At 71.0% G+C, this 11,455-nt stretch carries 12 protein-coding genes; 3 read left to right on the forward strand and 9 right to left on the reverse strand.

Going from position 1 to position 11,455, the window contains the following annotated elements; translation table 11 throughout:
* Nucleotides 1–292: 292 nt before the first annotated feature.
* Nucleotides 293–568, reverse strand: coding sequence for a glutaredoxin family protein (locus tag ACH4VO_RS21705; RefSeq protein ID WP_360986796.1), 276 nt, complete (start codon nucleotides 566–568; stop codon nucleotides 293–295).
* Nucleotides 569–692: 124 nt separating this feature from the next.
* Between ACH4VO_RS21705 and ACH4VO_RS21710 the strand changes: the two genes are divergently transcribed.
* The 3 genes from ACH4VO_RS21710 to ACH4VO_RS21720 all read left to right on the forward strand — a co-directional run bounded on the left by ACH4VO_RS21710 (nucleotide 693) and on the right by ACH4VO_RS21720 (nucleotide 4,281).
* Nucleotides 693–1,655, forward strand: a complete 963-nt coding sequence (locus tag ACH4VO_RS21710; protein WP_360986793.1) for an HAD-IB family hydrolase — start codon at nucleotides 693–695, stop codon at nucleotides 1,653–1,655.
* Nucleotides 1,656–2,013: 358 nt separating this feature from the next.
* The gene (locus tag ACH4VO_RS21715) at nucleotides 2,014–2,799 is read left to right on the forward strand and encodes an ECF subfamily RNA polymerase sigma factor, BldN family (RefSeq protein WP_360986790.1); all 786 of its coding nucleotides are present in this window, start codon (nucleotides 2,014–2,016) and stop codon (nucleotides 2,797–2,799) included.
* A gap of 279 nt (nucleotides 2,800–3,078) precedes the next feature.
* A complete protein-coding gene (locus tag ACH4VO_RS21720) occupies nucleotides 3,079–4,281 on the forward strand; it encodes a DUF5667 domain-containing protein (RefSeq protein WP_360986787.1) in 1,203 nt (400 codons plus the stop codon).
* 64 nt (nucleotides 4,282–4,345) lie between these two features.
* Here the strand turns inward: ACH4VO_RS21720 and ACH4VO_RS21725 are convergent, their stop codons facing one another.
* From ACH4VO_RS21725 to ACH4VO_RS21760, 8 genes are all read right to left on the reverse strand, one after another.
* Nucleotides 4,346–5,395, reverse strand: coding sequence for a lysophospholipid acyltransferase family protein (locus tag ACH4VO_RS21725; RefSeq protein ID WP_360986784.1), 1,050 nt, complete (start codon nucleotides 5,393–5,395; stop codon nucleotides 4,346–4,348).
* Between the two features lie 16 nt (nucleotides 5,396–5,411).
* The gene (locus tag ACH4VO_RS21730; RefSeq protein ID WP_360986781.1) at nucleotides 5,412–6,482 is read right to left on the reverse strand and encodes an NAD-dependent epimerase/dehydratase family protein; all 1,071 of its coding nucleotides are present in this window, start codon (nucleotides 6,480–6,482) and stop codon (nucleotides 5,412–5,414) included.
* A 301-nt stretch (nucleotides 6,483–6,783) separates the two neighbouring features.
* Nucleotides 6,784–6,882, reverse strand: coding sequence for a 30S ribosomal protein bS22 (locus tag ACH4VO_RS21735; protein WP_003948845.1), 99 nt, complete (start codon nucleotides 6,880–6,882; stop codon nucleotides 6,784–6,786).
* Between the two features lie 110 nt (nucleotides 6,883–6,992).
* Nucleotides 6,993–7,205, reverse strand: coding sequence for a helix-turn-helix domain-containing protein (locus tag ACH4VO_RS21740; protein WP_326698169.1), 213 nt, complete (start codon nucleotides 7,203–7,205; stop codon nucleotides 6,993–6,995).
* A 128-nt stretch (nucleotides 7,206–7,333) separates the two neighbouring features.
* The gene (locus tag ACH4VO_RS21745) at nucleotides 7,334–8,149 is read right to left on the reverse strand and encodes a phosphatase (protein ID WP_360986778.1); all 816 of its coding nucleotides are present in this window, start codon (nucleotides 8,147–8,149) and stop codon (nucleotides 7,334–7,336) included.
* A 151-nt stretch (nucleotides 8,150–8,300) separates the two neighbouring features.
* A complete protein-coding gene (locus ACH4VO_RS21750) occupies nucleotides 8,301–9,473 on the reverse strand; it encodes an acetoin utilization protein AcuC (RefSeq protein WP_360986775.1) in 1,173 nt (390 codons plus the stop codon).
* A complete protein-coding gene (locus tag ACH4VO_RS21755; protein WP_360986772.1) occupies nucleotides 9,442–10,653 on the reverse strand; it encodes an MFS transporter in 1,212 nt (403 codons plus the stop codon). The genes ACH4VO_RS21750 and ACH4VO_RS21755 overlap by 32 nt, the downstream gene beginning before the upstream one ends.
* Nucleotides 10,654–10,695: 42 nt before the next feature.
* Nucleotides 10,696–11,340 carry an HAD family hydrolase gene (locus ACH4VO_RS21760; protein ID WP_360986769.1) on the reverse strand — a complete coding sequence of 215 codons (645 nt, stop codon included), beginning with the start codon at nucleotides 11,338–11,340 and terminating at the stop codon, nucleotides 10,696–10,698.
* Between the last annotated feature and the right edge of the window lie 115 nt (nucleotides 11,341–11,455).

The following is an 11,455-nucleotide window of genomic DNA, read 5'->3' on the forward strand; positions in this document are numbered from 1 at the left end:
GATGAGCGGGGCTGCAGGCGGCCGTATGTCCAAAGACCGCCCCGTCGACAGCAGGCTATGTCTTTGTGAACGCGTGCACAAAGATAGTGTCCGTTTTGTCCGGTCAAAGTGACCGGGGTCACGCATATTCCTCGCGCGATCCCGGAACCCGGGACCTCGTCAGCCCGTTGCGGGCCCGAAGGGGGCACGGCGGTACACACTCCTCATGTCCATGCCCCCGAGACCACTCAAAACGCCCACGATGGTAGCCGGGTTCCGCCCGGGAAGTGCCCTTCGCGCCGCGCGGAGCGGGCTACGCGCCCAGCGCCGCCCGCAGCCGCGCCGGATCCACCCGCCAGAACGTGTGCTGTTCGCCATCGATCAGCACCACCGGAATCTGCTCCCAGTACTCCTTGTGCAGGGCCTCGTCCCGCGTGATGTCCTTCTCCGTCCAGGAGGCGCCGGTCTCCTCGCAGACCGCGCTCACCACCGTCCGCGCCTCGTCACACAGATGGCAGCCGGGCTTCCCCACGAGGGTCACCACCCGGTCCGCGGGCTTCTTCCTGGCACGACGCAACAGGGCACTCATGCCCCCATTCTGCGCCCCTGGGGCCACCGCTCCGTCACCCGTTCGCCATGACGCCCCCGAAGAGTTCACACCGCGGCATCCCGCCGGGTCCGGAACGGCCGAACGGAATGGTTATGCTCACGCCATGGCCGCTCTTGGATGGCTCACACCCCGCAGGCGCCCCGCCACGGCACGGAGCGTGCTGGCAGGCGAGGCCGCGGCCGAGGCCGCGCAGAAGGCGACGCTCCCCGCAGGCGAGTCCCCCCTTCCCGCCGACGCACTGGATCTGCTGACCGCCGTCGAGGAGACCGCCGAGCCGGCGTTCCCGGTGGCCGGGGACGAGCGGGCCGCCGCCTTCTTCGACCTCGACAACACCGTGATGCAGGGCGCCGCGCTCTTCCACTTCGGCCGCGGCCTGTACAAGCGGAAGTTCTTCCAGCGCCGCGAACTGACCCGGTTCGCCTGGCAGCAGGCATGGTTCCGGCTGGCCGGCGTCGAGGACCCGGAACACATGCAGGACGCCCGCGACAGCGCCCTTTCCATCGTCAAGGGCCACCGCGTCTCCGAGTTGATGTCCATCGGCGAGGAGATCTACGACGAGTACATGGCCGACCGCATCTGGCCCGGCACCCGCGCCCTCGCCGAGGCCCACCTCGACGCGGGCCAGAAGGTCTGGCTGGTCACGGCCGCCCCGGTGGAGACCGCCACGATCATCGCCCGCCGCCTCGGCCTGACCGGCGCCCTGGGCACCGTCGCCGAATCGGTCGACGGCGTCTACACCGGCCGCCTGGTCGGCGAACCGCTGCACGGCCCGGCGAAGGCCGAGGCGGTACGCGCCCTGGCGGCGGCGGAGGGCCTCGACCTGGAGCGCTGCGCCGCCTACAGCGACTCGCACAACGACATCCCGATGCTCTCCCTGGTCGGCCACCCGTACGCGATCAACCCGGACTCCAAGCTGCGCAAGCACGCCCGGGCCCTGGACTGGCGGCTGCGCGACTACCGCACGGGGCGCAAGGCCGCCAAGGTCGGCATCCCCGCGGCCGCGGGCGTCGGCGCCCTGGCCGGCGGCACCGCCGCCGCGGTCGCCCTCCACCGCCGCCGCCGCTGAACCGGGCCGGCCCGCCGCCCGCCCCGAGGCCACGCCCGGGCCGTACGGCCGATCGTGAGGGGTTCGCCCCGCCCCGGCACCCACCGCTCCCGCCAGTCGCGTTGCGTACACGCGACCACAACCCGTCGCCTCCGCAGACAGTTGTCGAAGCAAATCGATCAATAACCGATCACGATCTGCTGCCCGAACCGTCACTTAGAGGTTACGGAAGCGACGTAACCGATGATTTAAGCAACTCGGTGTAGCACCTCCTGCACGAAGCGTTATTCTCCTCAGACGCACAAGGAGCCCGCCCCCCACTACCACGGGTGACGGTTTTCGAACTGCACGTGATGGAAGCTCTGCCTCTGGGAGTCCCGTGTACCCACACGTCGGGGTTGACACCTCGGGCCTGGCTACGCTGCGCGCAATGGTCCTCGACCTCTTGCGCGGCTTCGTCCCCACCGCGTACGCCGCCCCCGCATTTGCCACCCCTGCACCTGCCGGCCCCTGCTATGCGCTGGCCGAACGCAGTGCGGCGGTCGGAAGACGCAGCAACCGCGGCGCCACGGCCGCTGCGCCGTCGGCTCCCGTCCGCCGGCCGACAGCCGACAGCGACAGCGCGCGCATGATGGACCTCGTCGAGCGCGCGCAGGCCGGTGAGGCCGAAGCCTTCGGCCGCCTGTACGACCAGTACAGCGACACCGTGTACCGGTACATCTACTACCGCGTGGGAGGGAAGGCCACAGCGGAGGACCTCACCAGCGAGACGTTCCTGCGCGCACTCCGCCGCATCTCCACCTTCACCTGGCAGGGCCGGGACTTCGGCGCCTGGCTGGTCACGATCGCCCGGAACCTGGTCGCCGACCATTTCAAATCCAGTCGTTTCCGACTGGAAGTGACCACGGGCGAGATGCTCGACGCCAACGAGGTCGCACGGAGCCCCGAGGACTCCGTCCTGGAGTCCCTCTCCAACGCCGCACTGCTGCAGGCCGTACGGCGGCTCAACCCGCAACAGCAGGAGTGCGTCACGCTGAGGTTCCTGCAGGGCCTCTCGGTCGCCGAGACCGCCCGGGTCATGGGAAAGAACGAGGGCGCCATCAAGACGTTGCAGTACCGCGCCGTCCGTACGCTCGCCCGCCTCCTGCCCGACGACGCACGCTGAGTCCCCGCCGCCCACGGCCCGCCCGTCCCCCGGCCCGGGGACTCACCCGGCGGCCCCTTCCCCCGCAGCCCCCGTCACCTCCAGTGACGTGCTCGTGACACACTGCAGGATCGTCCTCCGTCCGTAACCCAACTGTCGCGCCCCTCGTTGTGCCGGATGCAGGCCCCCTGTCACCACCCGGACCGGCCCCACTCGCTCGATCGTGTGGGAAAACGTCCGGTGGGCAACCTTCCGGACCCTCAGGGGAGTCGACCGTCATGACGAGAGGAGGTGCCGCCAGTGATCGCAAACGTTTCGGCACACCGGCGGGCGAACGCCTTCGCCCAGGCCCTGGAGGAGCAGTCGCCCCAGGGTGCGGCGGCCGTACAGCCCGAGGACCCGGCCGAACAGGCCGACCACGGACCGCTGTTGGCCCTGGCGAACGGCCTCGGTGAGCTACCGAAGCCGCAATTGGATCCCGAGGTGAAAGTGGTGCAACGAGCCCAGCTCGTCGCCGCCATGGAAACCATGTTCGCCGAAGGTGGTGCGTCCACGGGCCCTACGGTGCCCGAACAGCGGAGCAAGGGAGCACACCGCGCCTCCCCGCTCCGGAAGCTGCGCCCGCGCTCCCGCTGGGCGAAGGGCCTCACCGCCGGCGGACTCACGGTCGGAGTGGCCGCGGGAGCCTTCGGCGGAGTAGCCGCTGCCAGTTCCGACGCCCTGCCCGGTGATTCCCTGTACGGGCTCAAGCGCGGCATGGAGGACATCCAGCTCGGCATGGCCGACGGCGAGACCGACCGCGGCGAGGCCTACCTCGACCAGGCGTCGACCCGCCTGAGCGAGGCCCGCCGACTGATGGAGCGGGCCCGCGCCGGCGAACTGGACCACGAATCGCTCGGCGAGGTCAGACGCACCCTCGACCGCATGACGCGGGACGCCACCGAGGGCCACCGTCTGCTCCACTCCGCCTACCGCCGGGACGGGGCCATCGGACCGATCAGGACGCTGGACACCTTCTCCCGCTCGCACCGCGCGAGCTGGAGCAACCTCCGCGACCGGCTGCCCGTCCAGCTGACCGACGTCGGCGAGAAGGTCAGCTCCGTCTTCGAGGCCATGGACCAGGAGGTCGCACCGCTCCAGGCCCTGCTCCCACCCACTCCGGACAGCGGCGACGAGGTACGGCGACCCACCTCCCCCGACCCCGGCGGCAACCCCTCGGGGCCGGCCGGCACGGCGCCGTCCTCACCCGCGGGCCCGCATGACGGCAAGGACGGCGGAACGGCGCCCGAGCCGTCCGGCTCCCGCTCCGGCAGCGGCCCGGCCGACGGCCTGATCAACGGCGGCACGGACGGCCTGCTGGACGACCTCCCCACCGGCGGCGCCACCCCGTCCGCCCCCGGTGGCGAGGCCGACCCGTCCCCCGCACCGGACGTGACCCTGCCGCCCCTCCTCCCGGGCCTGCTGCCCGGTCTGGGCATCGACGGCGAAAACCTCCAGCCGTAGCCGGGACACACGAAGAGGCGGGGCCGTCCGACCGGGCGGCCCCGCCTCTTCGGCGTGCCCTCGGTCAGAAGAAGACCGAACGGCGCTGCACCAGCAGCTTGTACAGCGTGTGCTGGATCTGCTCCCGCACCTGGTCGGTCAGGTTGAACATCAGCATCGGGTCCTCCGCCGCCTCCGGCGGATAGCCGTCCGTCTCGATCGGCTCACCGAACTGGATCGTCCACTTCGTCGGCAACGGAACCGCGCCCAGCGGGCCCAGCCACGGGAACGTCGGCGTGATCGGGAAGTAGGGGACCCCCAGCACCCGCGCCAGCGTCTTCGAGTTGCCGATCATCGGGTAGATCTCCTCCGCGCCCACGATCGAGCACGGCACGATCGGCACCCCGGCCCGCAGCGCCGTCGACACGAAGCCGCCCCGCCCGAAACGCTGGAGCTTGTACCGCTCCCCGAACGGCTTGCCGAGGCCCTTGAAGCCCTCCGGCATCACACCGACCACCTCGCCGCGCTGCAGCAGCCGTTCCGCGTCCTCCGCGCACGCCAGCGTGTGACCGGCCTTCCTGGCGAGCTCGTTGACCACCGGAAGCATGAAGACCAGATCCGCCGCCAGCAGCCGCAGGTGCCGCTCCGCCGGGTGGTGGTCGTGCACCGCGACCTGGAGCATCAGCCCGTCCAGCGGCAGGGCCCCCGAGTGGTTGGCCACCACGAGCGCCCCGCCGTCAGACGGGATGTTCTCGACACCCTTGACCTCGACCCGGAAGTACGTGTCCGCGAGCGGCCGCAGCACCGACATGAGGACCTGGTCGGTCAGTTCCCTGTCGTAGCCGAACTCGTCGACGTCGTAGTCACCCGTGACCCGCCGCCGCAGGAACGCGAGCCCGCCCGCGATCCGCCGGTCCCAGCCACCCCGCCCGGAGCCCTCCTGCGGCTCCTGGGGCGCCGCCGCCGCCCGGACGGCGCCCTCCGGCACCTGGCCCCCCGGGAGGGCACTGACGGGCGCCGCACCCGTCTGCGCGGGCGTCCTGTCCCGGCCGGTGCCCGGCAGCGCGCTTCTGCGCCGTCCCGCCCCCGCGCGTGAACGGTCGTCGTCGAACGGGATCACCTTGGCGTCCGCCATCGTCGGTCGCGCTCCTCTACCTGGCGCCGTCAGTCGGATGTGTCGTATCGGCCGCGCCCCCGGCGAAGGGGAGCCCGGCCAGCCGGTCGACGGCTCTGCCCATCCTCTCCGGCGGCAGCAGTCCGGGCCCCCGGCTCCGCGCGAACTCCGCGAACGTCTCCGCGGTGGTGAACGCCGGCCGGAAACCCAGTGTCTCGCGCATCTGGACGGTCGAGACGACCCTGCCGTGGGTGAGCAGCCGGATCTGCTCGGGCGAGAAGTCGGTCATCCCCACCGTACGGAGCGCCGAGCCCACCCAGGTGACGGCGGGCAGCAGAACCGGCACGGTCGGGCGGCCGAGCCGCCGCGAGCACTGGGAGAGCAGCAGCACCCCGTCCCCGGCGATGTTGAACGTGCCGCTGTTCAGGGTCCCCCGCCGTGGCTCGCGGGACGCGATCTCCAGGACGTCGACGACGTCGTCCTCGTGGACGAACTGGAGCCTCGGGTCGTAGCCGAAGACCGTCGGCAGGACGGGCAGTGACAGGTAGTCGGCCAGCGGCGAATCGGGGTCGGGGCCCAGGATGTTCGCGAACCGGAGCACGCACACGGCCACGTCCGGCCTGCGGCGGGCGAAGCCGCGTACGTACCCCTCGACCTCCACGGCGTCCTTCGCGAAGCCGCCGCTGGGAAGGGACTTGGGCGGGGTCGTCTCGGTGAAGACCGCGGGATCCCGCGGCGCGGAGCCGTAGACGCTCGTACTGGACTTCACCACCAGCCGCTGGACGGTGGGGGATTTCTGGCACGCGCCGAGCAGCTGCATGGTGCCGATGACGTTGGTCTCCTTGACCGTCGTCCGGCCGCCCGCGCCGAGCACCCTGGCGGAGACGTCCAGATGGACGACGGTGTCGACGGAGTGCTCGGCCAGGACCCTGGCGATCGCGGGCTGCCGGATGTCCGCCATGACGAACGTGGCGTCACCCAGCCGGTGCCCGGGCGTGACCGCGTCGACGGCGATCACCCGGTCCACCCCGGGGTCGCGCTGGACACGCCGAACGAAGCGGCCGGCCAGCTGCCGGGCCGCGCCTGTGACGAGCACGATCTTCCCCAAGATCAGCGCCTTCCGTCGGTCGTTCCTCGAGCGGGGTCTTCCCCTGGCCGTCACCGTAGCCGCTGGACGCCTGCCTGTGACGGCCCCATGACCGGCTTTACCGAACCGATGGCGGGAAACACACCGACGCCGGAAGGAGACGGGCGGGAGAACCGCGCGGGCCGGCCGGAAGAGCCCGCGGGCGCCCCTGCGGCAGGGCCGCCGCCGGCCCCGTGGAGACCTCCTGGCACCCCGCCGGAGAAACGCCGAGGCCCTCCCGCCAGGTCGGCGGGAGGGCCTCGGACTCACGAACCGCGTTCGCTTACTTCTTGTTGCGACGCTGAACGCGCGTGCGCTTGAGCAGCTTGCGGTGCTTCTTCTTGGCCATCCGCTTGCGCCGCTTCTTGATAACAGAGCCCACGACTACCCTCGCTCACTTCTTCTTCACTGGTGCGGGGCGTCTGGGCCCACACGACCTACGTCGGCCTAGCCTACCCGCCACCGCGTGAGGGACGTAATCCGAGGGCGACGTCAGGCCGACTCCACCCCCACGAAGGAGTCGCGGAGATACTCGTGAACCGCTTGCTCCGGGACCCGGAAGGACCTTCCCACCCTGATCGCCGGCAGATGACCGCTGTGCACCAAGCGGTACACGGTCATCTTCGACACCCTCATGACCGAGGCGACTTCCGCCACGGTCAGAAACTTGACCTCGTTGAGAGGCCTCTCGCTGCCAGCAGCCATGACCCACCTGTACCTTCCGCACGAGACGCGCACCGGCTTCCCCTCCGGTGACTCTTCGTCGTTGTGCGCTCACTCCCCAGATTAGGTGCGGGTGATGCGAGTGGGGAAGAGGTGAGACGATCGGCCGCCTACTGGGACAGATGCGCCCGATTGAGTACATACCGAACGAGGGGCCGGTAGTACTCCGACCGCACACCGTCATCCACCGGTACGGCCACGGACACCCGCCCCTCGGCCTCCCCCACGAAGAGCGCGGGATCGTCCGTGTCGGCCGGACCGATGGCCTCGATACCCAGTTGACCTGCCCCGCAGACCCACCCGTGGTCCCCGATCACCAACTCGGGCAGCACCGCACGCGCTTCGGCGATCCGCTCCAGCACGGCCCGGACCGGCAGCGGTGAATGGGTATGTGCGCCGGTGTCACTCCCCGCGGCCCGCACGCCCGGTTCGCGCACCAGCGCGACTCCCCGTACGTAGTCGAGACTGTACGTGCGTACGCCGAACCGGGTCGTTATGTCGACACATCTGCCCTGCGCGGGGGTGAGGACCGTACACCCTGCCGCCGACAGGGCGTCTGCCAGCCCGGCGTAGAACTCGAGCAGCCGGTGCGGATGCCCGGTCCCCAGGAGGACGGGGACCCGCCTCCGCGCGGCGCTCGCCAGCCGTTCCGCGAAAGCCTCCAGGGCGGCCAGGGTCCGCTCCGGATCGATCACGTCGGGCCCGGACACGTGACCCGGATCGGCCGAGACCCCGCACCTGTCGGCCATCAGCCGCAGCAGCTCCCCCTCCCCCCAGGCCCGTTCGGGCTGGAGCCCGAGCGTCACCCGCGGATCCCGCGCGGCGAAGAGCCGATAGCTCCGCAGGCTGTCCTCCCGTGAGGTGGCCACGGGCCCGGCCAGCCGGGCCGCCAGCAGATGAGCGCGCAGCGCTCCGGTGCTCAACACCCGCCCGATGGTGCCGCACCGGGACCAGCCCGGCACGGGAACCGTGGAAGACCACCACCGTTGGGCTAACCGGACTTGCGCGCGGGGCCACGGCCCTACTCAGACAGGAGGCGTCTGCCGCGCGAGGAGGCCGTCCGGGCGACGGCCTCCCTCAGGGGAGCAGTCCCCGCAGCGGGAACGCCGAGCGCCTGGCCGCCAGCACCGCCTGGTCCAGCCGGTCCGCGGGGTCGTACCCGTCCTCCCACGCCTGCCACGACGGCGTACGGCCGTCCGTCATCCGGGCGGGCCCCGACTGCCGCGTGCGGGCGTGGACCTCGTCCCGCCACGAGGACGGGATCACCGACTCCGGGTCCACCGGCGCGTGCGCGGCGATGCCCACCAGATGGGTCCACGACCGGGGCACCACGTCCACCACCGCGTAACCGCCGCCGCCCAGCGCCACCCAGCGCCCGTCCTGCGTAAAGGAATGGGCGAGGTCGTGACAGGCCGTCATGACAGCACGCTGTGCGTCCAGGGACACGGCGAGGTGGGCCAGCGGGTCCTCGACGTGCGTGTCGGCCCCGTGCTGGGTCACCAGCACCTGCGGCCGGAAGTCCGCCAGGAGTTCCGGCACCACGGCGTGGAAGGCGCGGAGCCACCCCGCGTCCCCCGTACCGGCGGGCAGCGCCACGTTCACGGCCCCGCCCTCGCCCGCCCCGGAGCCGGTCTCCTCCGGCCAGCCGGTCTGCGGGAACAGCGTGCGCGGATGCTCGTGCAGGGACACGGTCAGGACCCGCGGATCCTCCCAGAACGCCGCCTGCACCCCGTCCCCGTGGTGGACGTCCACATCGACGTACGCCACCCTTTCCGCCCCCAGTTCCAGGAGCCGGGCGATGGCGAGCGCCGGGTCGTTGTAGATGCAGAACCCCGAGGCGGCTCCGGGCATCGCGTGGTGCAGTCCGCCCGTGAAGTTCACGGCGTGCGCGGTCTCCCCGCGCCACACCGCTTCCGCGGCCCCCACCGATAGCCCCGAGATGAGCGCCGACACCTCGTGCATCCCGGCGAACGCGGGGTCGTCGACCGTCCCGAGCCCGTACGCCTGGTCGGCGGTCCTCGGATCGGCGGACGCGGCCCGGACGGCCGCCACGTAGTCCTCGCGGTGCACCAGCCGCAGCGTGGAATCCCCCGCGGCCTGGGACGACCGCACGTCCACCGCCCCGTCGAGCCCGAACGCCCGCACCAGCCCCATCGTCAGGGTCAGTCGGACGGGGTCCATGGGATGACCGGACCCGAAGTCGTAACCCGTTACTGCCTCATCCCACATCAGCCGCGCGCGCCCGCTCATGCCCGCCACCGTATCGGGCGGACTCCGCGCCGAACGACCTGGCGTACAGGAGCGTCGCGAGAACCAGCACCATCGGCACGACCATCGCGCCCCGGTAGCTCCACGCGTCGCCGAGCGTCCCCACCAGCGGCGACCCGACCAGGAAGCCCACGTAGTTGAAGACGTTGAGCCGGGCCACGGCCACATCGCTCGCACCGGGGAACATGCGCCCCGCGGCGGCGAACGTCTGCGGCACGATCACACAGAGCCCGAGCCCCAGCAGGGTGAACCCGAGCATTCCCCACCAGGCCCCCGGCGCGACGGCGACCACCCCGAACCCCACGGCCGCCAGGACACTCCCGCCCCGCACGACGGCCACCGCCCCGAACCGCCGCACCCCGAGGTCCCCGACGGCCCGTCCCAGCAGCGCGGTCACCATGTAGACGTTGTAGGGGACGGTCGCCAGCTGCTCCGAACTGCCCAGCACGTCCTGCAGATACTTCGCGCTCCAGTTGGAGACCGTCGAGTCCCCGATGTACGCGAACGCCATCACCAGGCAGAGCGGCAGCAGCATCCTGAACGGCACGGAGACCCCCGCGCCGGCCCCGGCTGCCTCCCGGGACCTTTGCCCCGTGTGCTCCCGGCCGTCCGTGTACCACCGGCTCCCCAGGAGTGCCGCGGGCAGCAGGACCATGACGGCCGGCAGGTAGGACGCGAGCAGCGGCAGGTCCCCGTGGGCGCCCGCCCACGCCATCGACGCACCCGCGATCCCGCCGAGGCTGTAGGCGGCGTGGAACCCGAGCATGATGCTCCGCCCGTACGCCCGCTGAAGACTGACGCCCATCATGTTCATCGAGGCGTCCAGCGCACCGACGGCCAGCCCGAACACCCCGAGCGCGACGGCGGCCTGCCACACCTCGCTGCCGGCACCGACGCCGAGGAGAGCCAGCAGTACGACGGGCTGTGCCCACCTGAGCACGGTCGCCGGGCGGACCCCTGCGACGACCTTCTCGGTGGCGACACTGGCGGCCCCCGCGAGGACCGGTACAGCGGCCAGGAAGGCGGGCAGCAGGCCGTCGGATATCCCGTACCTGTCCTGGACGGCGGGGATGCGTGTCACCAGCAGCGCGAAGGCCACTCCTTGCACCAGGAAGCTGAGGGTCAGGGAGCCTCTGCCGTAACGCAACCGCGCATCCGTCATGGCGGCGAGCGTAGAGCCACGGGCTACCGCTGGGTAGATGGGTCAGGCAAGCAGTTCGGGAAGCTGCGACATGTCGGAGAAGTGCCTGGTCACTCCGACGAGGCGGTCCGCCGGCATCATCGACGTGAATCCGTACACGTCCATGCCCGCTGCGCGGGCGGCCTCGACGCCGAGCGGACTGTCCTCGATGACGACACACCGCTCGGGGGCGACGCCCATCGCGGCGGCGACGTGCAGGAAGAGGTCGGGGGCCGGCTTGCCGCGTCCGACGTCCTCCGAGCTGAAGATCCACTCGTCCTCGAACCACTGGTCGAGGCCGGTTCTGCGGTGGCCGGCCGCGATCTTCTGGTGACTGCCGGACGAGGCGACGCAGTAGGCGACCCCGTCGGCGACCAGGGTGCCGAGGAGTTCCTCGACGCCTTCGACGACGACCAGTTCGTCCTGGAACGCGGCGACGGTGCGCCGGTGAAGCTCCTCGTCGAAGCTGTCGGGCAGCTTCTGGCCGGTCCTCTTCTCCACCAGATCATGCACCCGGTGGACGGCGGCCCCCATGTAGTCGCGGATCGACTCCTCGTACGAGGTGGGGTGGCCGAGTTCGGTGAGATAGCCGGCGAGGACGGTGTTGGAGAGCGGCTCGCTGTCGACGAGCACACCATCGTTGTCGAAGATGACCAGTTCGTAGCGCATGGTTCGACCCTAGACGCTCAGAACGCAGAAAAGCCCCGTGCCACAAAGGCACGGGGCTTTCCCGGAAAAATTGTTCGGCGGCGTCCTACTCTCCCACAGGGTCCCCCCTGCAGTA

The sequence above is a fragment of the Streptomyces sp. NPDC020780 genome (genome assembly GCF_044334475.1).
GTDB lineage: Bacteria > Actinomycetota > Actinomycetes > Streptomycetales > Streptomycetaceae > Streptomyces.